This is a genomic window from Halalkalibacter sp. HAAS-P014, from assembly GCF_056619965.1.
In genome coordinates this window covers 97520-116357 of the sequence record NZ_JBWQTV010000010.1, presented here as the reverse complement: position 1 = coordinate 116357, position 18838 = coordinate 97520, and the positions used below count along the sequence as shown (strand labels likewise).

The window sequence follows — 18838 nt, the reverse complement described above, 5'->3', positions numbered from 1 at the left end:
CTTATGATGGAGCCCTCTTTTTTCACTACTCTCTCTCCCGTTTCAATCGTTCCTCACCTTTCAACTCAGCTACTAACACGTACCTCTCAGGAGCTGATCCAACAAAATGAAAGGGATAGCAAGTAGAAACGGTTAACGTTGCTTTCGGCCTCGGGACAATAACAGTGCGATCGTCTTCATCGACAATCCGGACACGTCGGACTTTATACGTGAATTCGCCAGTTGCTGTTGTGACAATTAATAAATCATTTTCGCCAACTTCTCCTAACCTACGAAAAACGGTATCACGATGTCCTGCTAGCACAGAATTATCAGCCTCGCCAGGCAAAACACTACCTGCATAATGGCCGACCCCTTTTTCAAGTTCGTTCTCATCAGTTCCATGATAAATAGGCAAGGAGGCGTCAAGCTTAGGAATATATAATTCGCCCATTAAATCGCCAAGTTGAGGATGTAATGGAAAGTCCTGGGCAGCACTATGTGTTACCGTTTCCTTTTCATGACTCTGCTCGATCCCAGGTTCTTCCTCTTCTAGAATAGGGCCGTCTGCTGAAACTGTTTCACTCGAAATGTTTCCAGTCTTAAACAAGAAATACCCTTTTAAAAAGGTATAAGCGTTTGTAGTAGAAAACCAAAGGCCAAAGGCAATTAACATACTGCATAAGGATAGAAGAAGAAGCCGACTAAATCCTCTTTGTGTAGTACGAGCTTTACGCATTGTTCCATCTAAAGCGACGGAATAGAGCGAATCCGGTAAAGGCTAACACAAGCCCTCCTAAAGCCTTCGCCACGTAATCAGATGCTGTCTTAGGAAGTTTCGCCCCTTTTTCAGTTTTCGTTACAGGTTGGTGCACAGCCGTCTGTTCTTGTTTGGTGTCGGATATTTTCTTAGATATAATTTCCTCAGCTTCTTTTAAATCTTGACCTGTTTCGGCAATCAGTTCTGAGCCGAACATATCTGCTGTGAAAAGAAGATCAGCAAGGAACTCACCTTGTTTGTTGTACAGTTCGATTAATAAATCATAACCGTCTGTGGTTGTCATTGTTAAAAGCATTTCAAAGGAGATTGCCTTTTTCTCATCACCTTTAACCAAATAATACTTCAGATCAAGTTCAAATAGGTCAATTAATTGCGTGAAGATGTCGAGGAGTTCGGCAATTTGTCCAGCTGTTAATTCAGAAGCGCTGTCAAAGTCTTCAAACGCCATCATACGCTCAGAGAGCTCTAATAGCTTGTCCAAAAAAGCAGGTTCTTCAAAATCTAGAGATAAAAAGTGGGTAAATAACCTTTCGAGTTCCTCGCTAGTTAAGCCGATCTCGCTAAATAGACTGTCAATATCGGAGTAATCTAGTTCATCATTGTAGTGCAAATAGAAATCAACTGCCCACTCAAGGTCTTCAATAAATTCATAGTTATTAAGAGAGTCATCGTTTTCGGCCAATAAGGCGTTGAGCTCATCTATTGTTAAGTCATAATCTTTTAGTAGTTGTTGTAAATTCTCGTCCGTAATTGGAGTTAAATGATAAAAATACAGATTGAAATCTAGGTCGTCCCAAAAAGTATAGACTTCTAAAATCGTTTGTCCTTCTTCTAACTCTCCATTTAACATGAGTAACTCAGTAGCGGCTTCTAATGTCAGATCATACATATCCAGAAGCTCCAGCAAATTTTCCTCAGTCAGAACGGGTCCAAGAAACTCGCTCAGTTCTTTCATATTCTCAAAATCTTGTAATGTAAGGCCATAAAAGTCGAGATATTCAACGAGCTCCGTTTTTGTCCAACCAATTTCATCTACATAATGTTGTAAATCTGAATTAGATGGTGCTGCAAAACTTAAGGCAGGTAAAGCAAAAAGAGTTAAAGCAAACAATAAAGCCAAGAACAACCTTTTCACATAACATTCCTCCTGAAATGATTTACTTGTTTCTTTCATATTATAAGTTGGAGATGTTGAGAAATATAGTGTTATTTTTCGAACTGTCAGAAAGTAATAGGTTTTCTTATTACATCCTTGCGTTAGAAATATCTAATCGACTAGGTAAAAAAAACTAGATTTTATCAAAAATATCCTTTTTTTTGACATATTTCTATGGAATAATAAGAAAAGTACAAAAAATGTCAAAGAAAAGGAGAAAAATCTGCACATGGTTATGAAGAAGAATAATAGAATAATTGCTGTCTTCCTGGTAATTCTGTTAACTATTAATCACTTATTACCAATAGGGACAGTATATGCGACTGAGTTTGCGCAAAATGAAAAACCTGAGCAAGAAGCAAGCTCTCTAGAAGCTGATGTAGCGAACGAAAATGCTGATGAAGAAGCAGAAGCAGAGGTTCAAGAAGAAGAGCCAGTGACTGAAGAAGCAGAAGCAATAGAAGAGACACCTCTTGAAGAAAAACAAGAAGATAATAATGACACAAAAAAAGTGATTCAAGAGAAAAATGAAAATGCTGTTGAAGAAACAGAGACTGAAGCAGTTAAAGAAGATACAACTGTTGAGGTTGAAGAAACAGGAGCAGAAGAGTCAGAAGTACTAGACGAACAAGAGCCTCAAGAAACAACTCAACGTGTAGGCGAAACAAAAAAAGATAGGGGAGAGTTTTCTGCCTTAAATGAATCAGAATGGGCAATCTGGGACCTTGATAGTCTCGACAATCCTGAAGGTAAGACGGAGGGTGAGATTTTAGCTGAGGCTCTTGTAGGTTCTGGTGTTGTGATAAGAAATGTTGAGTATACCGGTATCGAGACATCTGCCGGATTTTTCAGTGCAGAAGAAGAGACTATCGGTTTTGAGGATGGGATTATTCTTAGTACAGGAAGTATACATAATGTTGTAGGACCTAATGAAAGCACGTCTATCTCAGAAAATAATGGTTTATCGGGAGATCCTGATTTAGAAGCATTAATTCCTGGATATACAACTTATGATGCAACGGTATTAGAATTTGATTTCATTCCAACAAGTGATGAAGTTTATTTTGAGTATGTATTCGCATCTGATGAATATAACGAATATGTAAATAGTTCATACAATGATGTGTTTGGATTTTTTGTGAACGGTGAAAATGTTGCGACGATTCCAGGTACAGATATCCCTGTTGCTATTAATACAGTTAATGGAGGAAATCCGTATGGAACGGATGCAAGCTTTCCCGAGCTTTTCCGGAACAATGATTTTACTGACGGTGGTGGAGATATCAATACTGAGATGGATGGCCTAACAGTTGTTCTCCCTATTAGAGCCAAAGTAACACCAGGAGAATACAACCGAATTAAATTAGCAATTGCTGATGCAGGTGATGCTATTTACGATTCAAATGTATTTATTAAGTCCGGTAGTTTTGTTGGACAAGCAAGCGTATTATCAGGGATTGGTGCTAAAAATAACATTAAGTCACAGCAGCCCAATTATCCTGAAATGACAATTGGTGTACCAATTATTGACCCGATTGACACGGCAACTGGTGCTCAAGTGTTAAAGGAAACGTTATTATCTAGTAATGGTGCGATACCTTTAGATTTTGATGTCTATTATAATTCATTATTATTAGATGAAGGCGTAATGGGTGCTGGCTGGACACATAGTTTTGAGGTTAGTGTTGAAGAGTCAGAAAGTGGTTTAGCTGTTGTGAAATGGGATTCAAATCGATCAAACACCTTTGTTGAAGTAGGCGATGGTGGTTATGAATCTCCGGATACGGCAATGAAGTCTTTTGATTTAGTCAAAAATGACGATGGTAGTTATACGTTAACCGGAAATAACAATGAAAGATTTGAATTTGATACAGATGGACGCCTAGTAGAAAAGTTCAATGAACATGAGCAAGTTTTACTACTAAGCTATGATGATTCTAGTAAGCTTTCAAGTGTTGAAGAGCCAATTTCTGGACAGAAAATGCATTTTCAATATAATGGACAAGATATGCTTACTTCTGTTTTAGATGATAGTAATAGAGAGGTAACATTTACTTATGATGAGAATGGTTCGTTAGTAAAGAAAACAGATGCAGCACAAAACTCGATCCATTATACGTACAATGAGCTAGGACAAATTGTAACGGCAACTGACCATGAAGGTAAGCAAATCTTTGCTAATACGTTTGATGAAGTAAGACGCGTAATTGCTCAAAAAGATTCTAAAGGTCAAGAAGGCCACTTTGAATACGACGAGGACCTTGATCAGGATAAATTAACAACAACTTATACAGACCGTGCAGGAAATCAACAGGTTTTTGTTTACAATAACCGCTATCAACTTGTGAGCCGTACGGATGAATTAGGAAATACAAATAACATTGAGTATGATTCAGCTGGCAATATGATTAAAGATCACGATGCGAACGGAAATAGCTCAACTTACACGTATGATGAACGTGGTAATTTGTTGACTGTCACAGATGCATTAGGCCGTACGACGACAATGACATATGATGATCGTAATAATGTTCTTTCAGTTGTCAATGCCAAAGGTGATAAAACAATTTTCAATTATAATGCTAGAAATCTAATTACGAAAATGATAGACCCGATTGGTAATACTTATGCTCTAACTTACAATGATAATGGATTAATAACTTCGATTAAACAGCCTGAAGGTGGAGAAACAATCTATGAGTATTCAAATGGTCTATTAAATGGAATAACAGATCAACAAGGTTTAACGGCTCAATTAGAATTCGATCAAATTGGACGCTTGATTTCGCATTTAGATAAGGATGGTTATGAGACAACGTTTGAATATGATAACAATTCTAATTTAGCTAAAGTAACGGATCACTTCGGTAACAGTTACACATACACATATGATCAATTTAACAACCTTATTGAAGAAACTGACTTTAATGGTAATACAACTCGTTACAGTTATGATGGCAATAGAAACTTAATTGAGGAAACAAATGCTCTTAATCAGACGGTTCGTTATAGTTATAACGGTGAAGACCGTTTGAATGCCATTACTGATGCCAAAGGGAATACATCAACTTTTGCTTACGATAAAAAAGGCAGAGTGACTAGTATTACAAATCCGTTAGGGAACACGTCTTCATTCACATACGACGGTGAAGGGAATGTTCTAAGTGAAAAAGACGCATATGACAATGTCGTGACGTCACTTAATTACGATGCAGTAGGCAACCTAATTGAAGTGACAAATGCATTAGGTAGCTCTGAATCACTCGAATATGATCAAGTCGATCAACTTATTAAGGTGATTAATCCGCTCGGCCATCAACAGACGCTCAGCTACGATGCTCTAGGAAGAGTAGTTTCTAGTGTGGACGCACTAGAAGGTGTGAGCAAGCAAGGGTTTGATAGAGACGGCAACCGGACGGCGTTAACGGACCCGAATGGTAATGAAATGCAATTTAGCTATAACCATAGCGGTGAGCTTAAATCAATTGTTTCAGCTGGAGGCCAGGAAATTACGTATAATTACAATAACCGTGGGTTAATGACTGAGATGGTAAACGGCAGAGGGGAAACAACGTCATATGAATATGATGCAAGAGGAAATGTTAGTAAAATAACAGAGCCTGACAATGTGACGGACTACGCGTATGATGCGAACGGAAATGTACTGACGATAACAGATCAAACAGGAACAATTCATTATACGTATGATGCGTTAAACCGTTTAACTAAGTATACCGATGTATATGGAAACACAATTCAGTACGCTTACGATGCTAACTCAAATGTAACTTCTATAACGTACCCTGATGGAAAAGTAGTTGAGTATGCTTATAATGAGGCAAATCAGTTAGTGGAAGTAACAGACTGGACTGATCAAAAGACTTCTTACAACTATGATGATAATAATAGACTTGTAGAGACAACAAGACCGAATGGTACGGTTGAAAAACGTGCGTACGATGAAAGTGGCCAGCTTACTGAGTTACAAGACGTGACTTCAGAAGGCGAACTAATTAATGAGTATTCGTATAGTTATGACGGTGCAGGAAATGTAATATCCGAAAGCAGCAGTATTTCCCTGGTGCCAGATCTTCCATTCTCTCAAGTTACATCAAGTTACGCTAAAGGAAACCAAATTGAAGAGTCAAATGGAACTCCTTATGTTTATGATAAAGATGGGAATATGGTAGAGGGGCTATTAAACGGTGAAGTTGAAACGTTTACATACGACTCAAGAAATCGTTTAACAGCTGTAGGAGATTCAAACTATCAATATGATGCTAATAACAATCGTATTGCGAAAACGGTAGAAGATGAGACAACAAGATTCGTTGTAAACCCTAACGCACAATTCCCTTCTGTTCTTATGGAAATAGATGAAGAAGGAAAAGTTGATAAGGTTTATTTATATGGATTAGGGTTAATTGGATTTGAGGATTCTCAAGGTAACCAATATTATTACCATCAAGATTTTAGAGGTAGTACGACAGCGATTTCTGATAGTAATGAAGAGGTTATAGGACGCTACATGTACGATCCATTCGGTAACATTTTGGCTCAAGAAGGAACAATTGACCAACCTTACCTATATGTAGGACAGTTTGGCGTTCAGACCGAGGAGAACGGTCTTCAATATATGAGAGCAAGATATTATAGCCCTGAGGATCAACGCTTCCTTAATGAGGACGTAGTGATAGGTTCTGTAGTCATAAGTCCAACGCTAAACCGATATGCATATTCACGCAATAACCCAGTTATATATATTGATGCCGATGGAAACTTTGCATTCCTGAAAACCGGAGCAATAGGTGGTCTAGTCGGAGGAGTCGTCGGGGGAGTTGTTGGTGGCGTTAGTGCAGCAATACAAGGTGACGATATTCTAAAAGGAACCGTTACTGGGGCATCAGGTGGAGCTGTATCAGGTTTTATGATCGGTTCTGGTGCGGCGTTGTTTTCAGGTCCAGCAGCAACTATGGCTGCATCATCAGCAGCAGGCTTTACAGGGAACTTAGCTGGTGGATATACAGAGGATGTTGTAGGGCATATCTATGATAATAAGAGCTTGGCAGGGGCAACAGATAGCCTAAATCATAAGAAGAATTTGGCATTGGCAGGAATAGGAATTGTCCCAGGAAGTAATACAGGTGTTTCAAATATTTTATTTGGAACAGGTAAAAAGTCACTCGCGGTTAATGCTACAGATACAGCGAATAATGTGATGTGGAGTTCGGTGAATGCAGCTGCTTCATATGCTCTCACTCCGGTTCCGGAAAGCCAAAGTTCGAATGTACAGTCAGCCTTAAATACACAAAAGCCAACAAATGATAATGGCACAAAATATAGTAATAATTAAGGGTGATTCATATTTTAGTATTATTACCAGTAGCATTGGCGGGAATAGCAGTATTTTTATTCCCGACCATATTCTTCTCGATAATTGAGAGAAAATCTGAAAAAGTTGATGTTAAATTGTTTAGAAATCAGACATTTTATGTATCCAATTGGATGCTGACAGTTTCATTTTTATTTAGTGCTCTGGTAGCAAGTATTCTTGTGTTTTTAGGGTTGTGGATTGAGTCAGGAGAGAGTGATGAAAGCACGATTGGCTGGTACATCGCTGCTGGTATCGTTATGCTGTTTCCACTGATCATGAAAGTAATCTACTCAAGAGAATATGTACAAATAAGAGGCAACCAAGTCATATATGTTCGAGGAAGAAAAAAATCCAGATTCTATTTTACTGATATTAAAGATGTATTTATTGAGGAACGAGCCTTTCAGTTCAAAGTAAAAATGAAGAAGGATAACAAAATCATAGTTGTCCCGGCCTATACCAAAAAGAATGCTTTATTATATTCAATGTTAAAGTATTACCGTCCTTAGTGAGGTTAACGACAAGGCCTAAATTTGCGAATCTTGCTTAAAGAACCGAAAAAGGAGAAAAATATGAAGGAAAAATCGTTTAAACCAATTGTGTTGTTCTTAACAATACTTTTTTCCTTGCTGCTACCAACTTCAGCTGTATTTGCAGCGACGTATACGTACGATGAGCTAAATCGTCTCACTTCAGTAGAATATGAAGACGGCCAAACGATTGAATATACGTATGACAATGCAGGGAATATCTTATCTGTAACAAAAAATGGTGGAGAACGTGAAGAGAGTGATCATACTCCGGCAGAGGATGAGGAGCCAAAAGAGGAAGCCCCAATCCCTCCTAAAGAAGATGATGAACAGGAAGCTTCAAAACCGAAAGAAGTGTCTAATGCAGATGATGACAAGAAGCAACTAGAAAATTCTGATGACAGTAAGAAAACTGATGATGTGAAAGAAGAGGTTAATTATGTAACAGAGGAATTAGCTGAACAAATTTCATCAGAAGAAAGCAGTAACAATGAAGAAGAGAAAGTGGAGGAAGTTGTCAAAGGGGAAGAGGAAGAAGATGAAAGTGCTCTTCCGAATACAGCAACAACAATCTTTAACTTTATCTTAATTGGTTTCATCCTAATAGGTTTAGGAGTATTGTTAGTTCTTTACACGAAGAGAAAACAGAAAGCGGTTTAAGGGGAAAGCTAGCACTTCTTACAGAGTGCTAGCTTTTTAATGTGGTGAATTCTAAAAAACGGCTGAAAACCTTTCAATTTATTAACAAATTTACGTTCCTAGCAGAAACGATATTGTATAATAAAACGTAATAACAATTTAGTTATGATAGAGATATTATAGCTGATTAATAGATTATAGAATTGTTTAGTGAAGAGGTTTGGGGAGGATGACATGAAACAGATATTATTCGTCATATTACTGTTGGCATTTTTCGGTTCGCCTTTAAATTCTTTTGCAGAAGAGAATCTAAATGAAGTGGAAAGGGTCATCGTTGTGTTTAAAGGTGAGGTAGACGAGGACTTGCTGGTTGAATTAGATGGGGAAGAATTGAAAGTCTTTAGAGAGCTAGGGGCGGCATCTGTTGAATTGCCAACAGAAGCTATTAATGAGTTAGAGAAGCTAGAAAACGTACTTGCTGTTGAAACGGATGAAAAAGTACAAGTATCTGGCCAAACAATTGACTGGGGAGTAAAGAGAGTTAATGCTCCTCGTGCGTGGGAATCTAATTTCACAGGAAAAGGCATTAAAATTGCCATTTTGGATACAGGGATTGTCCCTCATGAGGATTTGAAAATAGCAGGTGGAGTATCGTTCGCCTCTTATACAGAATCTTACCATGATGATAATGGGCATGGTACGCACGTTGCCGGTATCATTGGTGCTAAAAACAATAAGGTAGGCACTGTCGGTGTCGCTCCTGATGCTGAGCTCTATGCTGTCAAAGTGTTAGATAAAGAAGGTTCTGGCTATGTTTCCGATATTGTGGCAGGGATTGACTGGTCGATTACGAACAACATGGATATTATTAATTTAAGTCTAGGTGCAACGAAGGATTCACAAACATTAAGAAAAATAGTGGATAAAGCGTACGGCGAAGGGATCATCATTGTTGGAGCTGCGGGAAACAAAGGAACAGGTTCTGGGAATACAGTTGAATTTCCAGCGAGGTATGAATCTGTAATAGCCGTTTCAGCAACGAACTCAAATGATAAACGAGGTTCATTTTCAGCAACGGGACCAGCGATCGAAGTAGCAGCACCAGGTGTTTCGATCCTTAGCACACATAACAATAATAGTTATCGTCAAATGAGTGGTACTTCACAGGCTTCTGCGTTCGTCGCTGGAACAATAGCTTTATTAAAAGAAGCAGATCCAACGTTATCACATAAGCAACTAAGGAGCCGATTACAAGAAACAGCTAAAGATATAGGAACTCCGGGAAGAGATGAAGTATTCGGTTTTGGGATCGTTCAGGCACCATTTATAGAGAAAACGGAACCTGAGGATCAGGATACGTTGAAAGAGGGGGACCGGCGCCCTGAAGTAATTCAATTGAAGTTGGACTTAGAACGAGCTGGTTTTTTTGTATCTGCTAATCCAAATAACTTTTTTGGGCCGATTACAACCCAGAAGGTAACAGAGTTTCAAAAAGCAAATGGGATTGCACCGGCTGATGGAATCGTTGATGCAGATACATTGGCAAAGCTGAAAGAAATAGCAGAAAATACGCTGATACAAGGTGACTATCGTCCTGAAGTTATCCAGCTTAAACTTGATTTAGAAAAGGTAGGGTTCGCTGTTTCAGCCAACCCTACAGATTATTATGGCCCTGTTACAACGGAGAAAGTGAAACAATTTCAAAAAGCATATGGATTAAAGGTCACTGGAACGGCTGACCAAGCGACTTTATCTAAGTTACGACAATTAGTTGAAGAGGGGGTTGGAAGTGGGCCTGTTACGTTCCGTGAAGGAGATTACCATGATGATGTGATCCAGTTGAAAAAAGATTTAGAGATGTTAGGTTTTAAAGTCTCAAGTAGCCCAACTACATTTTATGGCTCTGTAACAACAAGGAAGGTAAGAGAGTTTCAGGAAGCCTATGGCCTAAAAGCAGATGGAACAGCTGGTCCTGTAACTCTGCAAAGAATCAAGGATGCTCTTGCAAACTCATTGAAAGAAGGTGACCGTCTACCAGCGGTCATTCAACTTAAAATTGATTTAGAAATAGCTGGGTTTAAAGTATCAACTAGTCCAACGAATTTTTATGGTCCGATTACTACGAATAAAGTAAAAGAATTTCAATCACATTTTGGATTGACGGTTACAGGAGTGGCAGACCCGATCACATTGAATAAGCTTGAAGAAGTGATCAATCGTCCTCTAAAAGAAGGTGATCGTCTGCCACAAGTCATTCAACTGAAACTTGATTTAGAGGCAGTTGGATTTAAAGTTTCAGACAATCCAACCAATTATTATGGCCCAATTACCACTTCGAAAGTAAAAGAATTTCAGGCTCATTATGGTTTGAAAGCAACCGGTATAGCTGACCTAGAAACACTAGCAATGTTACACCAAGTTAGAACCAGTTCTTTACAAATAAACGATAGACGTCCTGAAGTAATAGAATTAAAAGAAAATCTCGAAACGGTCGGCTTTCCGGTATCCAATAACCCCACGCCATATTACGGCCCCATTACGGCAGCTAAAGTTAAACAGTTCCAAAAGTCTATAGGCCTTCCGGTTAGTGGAATAGCAGATGTGATAACGATTGAAACATTACTAAATGAAATAGGTTAGATTACTCCTAGTCATTACGAAACACGATATGTGCTTTGTTTTGGCTAGGAGTCCTTCTCTTTCTATATATAAATAATGCATGAACACGAATATCTGTTCATACTCTTAAATAATTGAAATAGAGATTGGACGTTTAAAGAATAGTAAATTTGCCTAAAATCCTTAAAGAGGAGGTTAGGAACCATGTACAGAGAAGGGAATTTTATTGTCGGACTGTTTTGGGGCACGGTGTTAAGTATCCCATTATGGGCGTCCTTATTTGGTTGGGTGAAAGTAATAGGTAGATTAATTAAATAGCAAAAGAAGAGGATGATTCAGAAGGGCAAAGAATTGGCCTTTTGAATCATCCTCTTTAGTTACGGTAATTAGTATTCGCTAGTTAGGTACTCCATCAAAGCTTCAGCCCAAACGATATGTCCTTCTTCATTTGGTCTAGCATTTTCAATATAATTTTCTAGATCTTGATCATCTGTAGATGGCCATCCTTGCCAGTGATCAGCGTATAAATAATCGTTTTCCTCTGCATACGCTTTTAATCTATTCATTTGATCACTATAAAACCCTGCTTCATATAAAGGGTTAGCTGGCATTAAAATAATCGTTGTATCAGGCAGTGCCTGATTAAAACGATTTAACGTTAAATCTAAAGCTTCGAAGGTATCCTCAGAACGAATACCTTCAGTAATATCATTAAGGAGAAAAGGTTCAAAGAAAAGAACATCAGGTTCGCTTTCTATCACTTGAGTTATATAGTTTTCGCCTCTTATATAAATGGAAGCCATTCTCCCAGCATCAACACTTGTAACGTCAATTGAATGGTCTTGTAACAATTTATTTAATTCTGTTTCAAGTACGGCAGGCCAGGGTGTCAGAGTATCTTCCTCATCAGCAATTGATGCTGATCCAAATATGGTAATTTGAATGGTCTCTTCGCCTGAATTCATCCACTCTTTTACAAGACCAGATATTTCTTCTGTTTGTTGCTCTTTTTGTTCAGCTTCCTCAATCGCTGTTGTTTCAGCTAGGACATTTGATTCATCGGCAATGGTGTTGAGCTTTTGTTGATAATGAGAATGGCCGACGAAGATAAGAATAATTGATAAAATAATACTGCCAAAAAATAGAATTGATTTCAAAATAATACTTCCGCCTTTCTATGAATCGTTTGAATCATTTTGTTTTACTTCTGAATCCTCTTTTGTTGGATTATCTGTTGTTTCTTTTTCTGGTTGTTCAGGTTTGGTATCATCGTCCACTTCAACTTTATCTTGCTTCGGTTCTTCCTGCTTTTTTGGTTCCTCAATTTCTGGTTTAGTAGGTTCTTTCGGTTCTTCTAGTTTGCTTTCTTGATTCTCTTGTTTGTTGCTATCGGATTGCTCACGATTTTCGGCCTTGTTAGGCTCTTGGCGTGATTGCTCTTGTCTTTTAGGTTGGGCCTCTTGGGTTGGCTGCTCCACTTGTTCTGTTTCACGATTAGTATTTGAGTTAGACGTTTGTCGCTCTTGTTGTCTGAAATTTGCCTGCAAAGAATAATTATCGTTCATCTGAATGGTGATGGAGGCGTTGTTACTTGAGAATGAACCAGTCCATCCATCAAAAACATATCCTTCTTCAGGTCGAGCAGTCAATGTAACGTTCTCACCTTTGTTAAATGTACTATCTAACGAACTTCTAATAATTGTACCTTCTCCAGACATGGAAACAGAAAGAGTATGTTCGGTTGTTTCATCACGTTCAAAAATAGCTAATATTTCTAAGTGAGTATCTATTATGATCGTTTGAGTTGAGTTTGTACCAGTAAGATCACCTTCCCAACGAACGAACTTCCAACCAGGAGAAGGGAGGGCTTCAATTTTAACGGTTTCTCCGACTTCAAATACATCTTGGTCTGGTGACGTTATGATCGTACCTTCACCACTAACCGAAGTGATAATGGCTTTTTTTGTTTCAGAAATTGTAAATGAAGTTGAAATCGTTAATCCATCTTTTTCGGCAATAATTGTCTCGCGTCCTTCTTCAGTGGCTATAAACATAGCTTTTTGATCGCCCTCGGATGACAAATCACCTAGATTATTTTCTAAAGACCAGTTAGGCTCAATCACAAAAGGTTCCTCGTGTGCATCATAGGCAATAAGTTCTACTGAAAATGGTTGTCCAAATGCTAGCACAGGCTGTTCATCCATGATCCATTCCATCTTTTCTACAACTTGATCCTTTACTTCAATATGTAATTCTCTTGTGAATTCATTTGATGTTGCCGTTAATGTAACGCTTCCTTCACTAAGACCTTTTAGTACCGTCTTCTCATCCTCATATGTATCAATTTTCGCAACGTCCTCATCTGTAACAGACCATTCGACATCCAATGGAATGGTTCTTCCTTTTTCATCAGACCAAATAAAATCAATTTCACGTTCAAATCCTTCTTGAATAAAAGGCTGATCGATATTAATGATAATTTGAGAGAGAAGGTTATCGTATTTCTCTTCTAATTCTTGAAGTTCTGTAACTTCTAAACCTTGTTCAAGGATCGTTAAGGCCGATACAATATCAGATTGATTTAAGAAAATCTCAGATAAATAAGTATAAAACTGATGTTCAGTTGGAATCAAGTCAATACCTTCTTGGATCGTTGCTTCGGCTAGGTCAAGTCTAGCGATTGCTTGATAGCTATTTGCAAGTCCAATTCTTGCATTCACATGAGTAGGTTCCTTTTCAAGAATTTCTAAATAATATTCTATGCTTTCTTCAAAGTTTGCTAGATCATAGGAGTTCTTAGCTTCTTCCTCAAGCTTACTTATTTGTCCACTCGATTCAAATGGTAATACAATGAAAGCCCCGATAAGAATGGCGATAAAACTAATACTGGAAAGAATAATTTTCCATGACATAGACTAATTACCTCTTTTCCTTAAACATTTATCTGAAAAAATAGATAGATCGTATTAGTAGAGTAACTTTTATTATAAAGGAATCTACCAAATAACGGAACGAATTGAAGAAAAAAACTGAAATTTGTCGATGGAACATCAAAAAGGTTCAGACTCGAACAAGAGACCTGAACCTACATGTTACCATTTTCTAAATAGTTAAATAGACGGACGTCCGATTGAATGATATTCAATGTTTGCAGCTTTCATCTTGTTCATATCAAAACAGTTCCGTCCGTCAAAAACAATTGCTTGTTTTAATAACTTTGAAAACGTCGATGGTGAAATAGACGTGATTTGATTCCATTCTGTCACGACAAAGGTCATATCAGCATCTAGTAAGGCCTTTTCTGGCGTGTCAGCATACTCGACAGCTTCGGGAAGAAATTTCTTCGCATTCTCTGTGGCAATTGGATCATAAGCAACAACATCAGCTCCAGCAAGCACTAATTCCTTTGCAAGAGCGATCGATGCTGCTTCACGCATATCGTCAGTGTTCGGTTTGAAGGCAAGACCAAGCATTGCAATGCGTTTTCCTTTGAGTGAGTTAAAACGATCTTTTGCTTTGTTCACTAATAACAGTTGTTGCTTGTTATTGACTTCAATTACCTCACGAAGCAAACTGAAATCATGATTAACATTTTCGGCAATTTTCAAAAGTGCGTTTGTGTCTTTGGGAAAACATGAACCTCCATAGCCAATACCGGCATTTAAAAATTGATTGCCAATGCGATTATCTTGGCCCATTCCTTTTGCAACATCAGTCACATTTGCACCTAGTTTTTCGCATAGATTAGCAATTTCATTAATAAAGCTAATTTTTGTTGCTAAAAAGGCGTTTGAAGCATATTTAATCATTTCTGCACTACGAATGTCTGTTTTGAAAATAGGAATGCCAAACGGTTTGTTTATTTCTTCGATAATAGAAGCAACTTGTTCTGAATTAGCACCAATGACGATTCTATCACCATGAAATGTATCATGAACAGCTGAACCTTCGCGTAAAAACTCAGGATTTGAAACCACTTCAATCGGAATAGATGTGTGCTTTGTAATCAAGCTTTTTATTTTTTCGTTCGTCCCAACTGGAACTGTACTCTTCGTTACGACAATGATTGACTTAGAAATATTTGTCGCAATATCACGGCATACAGCTTCTATATAACGCAGGTCTGCTGTTCCATCTACTCTCTGTGGGGTTCCAACAGCAATATAAACAACATCAGTATTTTTAAAGCCTTCGCGATGGTTTGTTGTGAAAAAAAGACGACCAGCGCGTATGTTCTTTTTCATTAATTCTTCTAAACCAGGCTCGTAAATGGGCGATTGCGCTTGGCGCATGCTGTTGACTTTGGCTTCGTCTAAATCAATGCAAGTAACGTTGTGACCAACATCAGATAAAGCCACACCTGTTACAAGGCCGACGTAGCCAGTGCCTACTACTGAGATGTTCATTTTTATTCGCCTCCATTAATTCACAAGCTTACCCTTAACCTTCTGTTCGATATACTTATAGACGTCTTCACTTAAGTCATCACGGTTTAATGCAAAATCAATGGTTGCTTTCACAAAGCCAAGTTTATCACCGACGTCATAACGCAAGCCATCAAACTTACAAGCAAGAACAGCTTGTTGCTCATTTAATTTCACTAACGCATCCGTTAATTGAATTTCATTTCCAGCCCCGGGTGGGAGGTTGTGAAGGATATCAAAAATCTCTGGGCGTAATACATAACGTCCCATAATAGCAAAATTAGAAGGAGCCTTATCCGGAGCAGGCTTTTCAACTAGTGTATTAATATGCACGACATTTCGTTCGACTTCTTCGCCTCTTGGAGCAATAATGCCGTATTTCGAAACGTCTTCTTGTGCAACAGTCTGTACCCCAACAACAGAAGAGTTGTATCTGTTATAAACATCAATTAATTGTTTTAAGCAAGGCTTATCAGATTCAACGATATCATCGCCTAGTAATACCGCGAATGGCTCATCACCGATAAAGCGACTTGCACAAGCAATCGCATGACCGAGTCCTCTTGGCTCCTTTTGACGAATATAATGGATATTAGCGATATTTGAAATGGCTTGAACTTCTTTAAGCATCTCGTGCTTTTCTTTTTTTGCTAATGTTTCTTCAAGTTCATATGATTTATCAAAATGGTCTTCAATCGCGCGTTTACCACGACCACTGACGATGATGATGTCTTCAATACCGGCAGCTACTGCTTCTTCCACAATATATTGAATCGTTGGTTTATCAACAATCGGCAGCATTTCTTTCGGCTGTGCTTTCGTAGCAGGTAGAAATCTTGTACCAAGACCAGCTGCCGGAATAATGGCTTTCCGTACTTTCATTTCCGTCACCTCTTATTTTCAAATAGAACAATTTATACACTTAAAACTCTATCCTAAAACTCTATCCTATTGTACATTTTTGTCAAATATATTTTCAATGGATGTAGCTTGTGTAGAACGATCACATAGATCAATGAAAAAAGGTAACCTAAAAAGGCTACCTAATGTTTTACTATGTCTTAAAAAGTACAGTTTTATTTAAAAAAATTTACAATTCCCTCATAAATTCCTTCTGCCGCAAGTTGACGGTAACGATTCTGTTTTAACTTACTAGCATCACCTGAATGATCCATAAATCCAACTTCAAGTAGCGCACTAGGGATTCTGGTTTCTCTAATAACGTGGAAGTCGCCTTCAGCAACGCGACGATAATTAGTTCCCATTTTTTTTACGACAGCATCTTGTAAGGAATTAGCGAGCTTGATACTATTTGCTCTTTGGTGTTTTCCATACCAGAAAGTTTCTGTACCATTGGCTGTACCATTAAATTTATTTGCGTGGACACTAACAAAAATATCGCCGTTTGAGTTATTGGCTAGGGCAGAACGTTCGGCAAGCTCCAAATATTTATCTGTCGTTCTAGTCATTATGACTGTAGCGCCTTCTGCTTCTAATAGTGCTTTTGCACGCATTGAAATATGAAGAACCAATGCTTTTTCGGTCATTCCATTTGCAATCGCTCCAGGATCCTTTCCACCATGGCCAGGATCTAATACAATAACTTTTCCACTTAGCTTCCCATAATTCTCAATTGCTTTTTTGGTAACTGGGTCAATAATCCCGTTTACAGGAAGTCGTAGGTCCTTTTGAAGCTCCTTGACACGACGCTCAGTGAAGCTGCCAAAGTAGTTCGTAACTTTAATTCCACCGTAGCCAATTTGGTTAAGTTTTTGCTTGATTGCAATCAAATCAGAATGGCGTTTTCCAAGTTGAAGGGGGCTGTTTGCAATTTCGTTTGCTTTTTGGACGGTTGCTTTATTCGCAACCCCATTAGCGCGAAGACCATAATGGAGTTGAAACTCGCGAACGCGCCTTTCCGTGAAGTCTCCGTAAAAATTGGTTACTTTAATTCCACCGAACCCAATTTTATTAAGGTTTCGTTTTAATTGGATAATTCCATTATGCCTATCACCTTTTTGAAAGGCAGGTGATAAAGCTTCGATATTTGCTTTTGTGATCGGATCAATTATTCCACTTACAGGTAGGTTATGATCTTTTTGGAATTCCTTTACCCTTCTTTCTGTAAAGCTTCCAAAATTTGTTGTAACGGTGATCCCGCCATAGCCGTTATTGTTAAGCTTACGTTTTATCATTGTGAGATCTTTGTGGCTCTTTCCAGCTTGTAGGGGGCTGTTTACAATATCGTCAATTTTTTTCAACGTTGCTTGATTAGCAATTCCTGTAACAGATAGTCCGTAATGGTTTTGGAATTGCTTGACACGAGTCTCAGTAAAATTACCATATAGTTCAGTCAGTGTAATTCCACCAAACCCAAGTTTTCCTAAGTTCTCTTTCAGTTTTACAATCTCTGGATGACGATCTCCAACTCGAAAGGAATCAGAGGTGTTAGCAAGAAATGTAGCCATCTGTTCGATTTTTGATCTAGTAATTGGGTCAATGATCCCACTAACAGGCAACCCATTATCTCTTTGAAACTCTTTCACTCGTCTTTCTGTAAAGTCACCGAAGTTTACGGTCACCAAGATGCCGGTATACCCTAGAGCATTTAAATCTTCTTTTAAGGTGATCAAATCAGAGTGGCTTTTCCTGAGTTGAAATGGGCCAGAAAGTATCTCATTGATTTTTTCTAGAGTCTGTGGTCCAGCTTTTCCATCAGCATTAAGGCCGTAATGACTTTGAAATTCACGGACACGCCTTTCTGTGAAATCGCCGTAATATTCTGTTACTAAAATCCCACTGAAGCCAAGGCGATTAAGGTTGTTTTTTAGATCAATGACTTGTGGATCTCTAACCCCAAGTTCAAGCAGAAAGTCAGAAGTGGTAGCTTCGGTCGCTAGGGACTGGGAGCTTTGCGCTTCTTTGTCAACTTCAACTTCATCTTTCTGCATTTCAGTTTCCATTTCTTCAGAAGTTACGGACTCTGTTTCTTGAGAAGGTATCTTGTCCTCTTCGGGGCTAAAGTCTTCTAGTTTCGCATATTCATAGTCTACTTCTTCTTCCAAAGGTTCCATGACCTCAGCATCACCGTCGGCTTGATTTGCCATAATGCTTTTCTCTTCTTCTTCAACGAGTTCTTCGTCGTCTATTGTTGCTTCGGCTTTAGCAGAGTCTATGTTGTGTTCCGTTTCAGCTGCAACAGATGGGAAGAAACATAAAAAAAATAAGATAAATACTACTAATAATGATATTTTCCTAAACTTCATCTAATCCTCCTTCCCTACAAATCTTATTTTCTGACGCAATCCGCTAGATTTCAAGTGTTTTTTGTAGGAT

At 38.3% G+C, this 18838-nt stretch carries 11 protein-coding genes; 4 read left to right on the top strand and 7 right to left on the bottom strand.

What is annotated here, in order from left to right; all coding sequences use genetic code 11:
- Positions 1-25: 25 nt before the first annotated feature.
- Both AC1FXZ_RS08125 and AC1FXZ_RS08120 read right to left on the bottom strand, forming a co-directional pair.
- Positions 26-718: a class D sortase gene (locus tag AC1FXZ_RS08125; protein ID WP_480052409.1), complete on the bottom strand. Its 693-nt coding sequence runs from the start codon at positions 716-718 to the stop codon at positions 26-28.
- Positions 711-1895, bottom strand: coding sequence for a processed acidic surface protein (locus AC1FXZ_RS08120; RefSeq protein WP_480052408.1), 1185 nt, complete (start codon positions 1893-1895; stop codon positions 711-713). Before AC1FXZ_RS08120 ends, AC1FXZ_RS08125 begins: the two co-directional genes overlap by 8 nt.
- A 250-nt stretch (positions 1896-2145) precedes the next feature.
- Between AC1FXZ_RS08120 and AC1FXZ_RS08115 the strand changes: the two genes are divergently transcribed.
- The 4 genes from AC1FXZ_RS08115 (at position 2146) to AC1FXZ_RS08100 (ending at position 11099) form a co-directional block, all read left to right on the top strand.
- Positions 2146-7269 carry a choice-of-anchor L domain-containing protein gene (locus tag AC1FXZ_RS08115; RefSeq protein WP_480052406.1) on the top strand — a complete coding sequence of 1708 codons (5124 nt, stop codon included), beginning with the start codon at positions 2146-2148 and terminating at the stop codon, positions 7267-7269.
- A 2-nt stretch (positions 7270-7271) separates the two neighbouring features.
- Positions 7272-7799, top strand: a complete 528-nt coding sequence (locus AC1FXZ_RS08110; RefSeq protein WP_480052404.1) for a hypothetical protein — start codon at positions 7272-7274, stop codon at positions 7797-7799.
- Between the two features lie 63 nt (positions 7800-7862).
- Positions 7863-8480 carry an LPXTG cell wall anchor domain-containing protein gene (locus AC1FXZ_RS08105; protein ID WP_480052402.1) on the top strand — a complete coding sequence of 206 codons (618 nt, stop codon included), beginning with the start codon at positions 7863-7865 and terminating at the stop codon, positions 8478-8480.
- 213 nt (positions 8481-8693) lie between these two features.
- Positions 8694-11099, top strand: a complete 2406-nt coding sequence (locus tag AC1FXZ_RS08100) for a peptidoglycan-binding protein (RefSeq protein WP_480052400.1) — start codon at positions 8694-8696, stop codon at positions 11097-11099.
- Positions 11100-11464: 365 nt separating this feature from the next.
- On the opposite strand, the gene AC1FXZ_RS08095 is transcribed toward AC1FXZ_RS08100, so the two are convergent.
- From AC1FXZ_RS08095 to AC1FXZ_RS08075, 5 genes are all read right to left on the bottom strand, one after another.
- Positions 11465-12235 (bottom strand): SGNH/GDSL hydrolase family protein, encoded by a 771-nt coding sequence (locus AC1FXZ_RS08095; RefSeq protein ID WP_480052398.1) that lies wholly within the window; start codon positions 12233-12235, stop codon positions 11465-11467.
- An 18-nt stretch (positions 12236-12253) separates the two neighbouring features.
- Positions 12254-13990, bottom strand: coding sequence for an InlB B-repeat-containing protein (locus tag AC1FXZ_RS08090; RefSeq protein WP_480052396.1), 1737 nt, complete (start codon positions 13988-13990; stop codon positions 12254-12256).
- Positions 13991-14188: 198 nt separating this feature from the next.
- A complete protein-coding gene (locus AC1FXZ_RS08085; protein ID WP_480052394.1) occupies positions 14189-15484 on the bottom strand; it encodes a UDP-glucose dehydrogenase family protein in 1296 nt (431 codons plus the stop codon).
- Between the two features lie 15 nt (positions 15485-15499).
- The gene (galU, locus tag AC1FXZ_RS08080; RefSeq protein ID WP_480052392.1) at positions 15500-16384 is read right to left on the bottom strand and encodes a UTP--glucose-1-phosphate uridylyltransferase GalU; all 885 of its coding nucleotides are present in this window, start codon (positions 16382-16384) and stop codon (positions 15500-15502) included.
- Between the two features lie 194 nt (positions 16385-16578).
- Positions 16579-18768: a peptidoglycan-binding protein gene (locus AC1FXZ_RS08075; protein ID WP_480052390.1), complete on the bottom strand. Its 2190-nt coding sequence runs from the start codon at positions 18766-18768 to the stop codon at positions 16579-16581.
- Between the last annotated feature and the right edge of the window lie 70 nt (positions 18769-18838).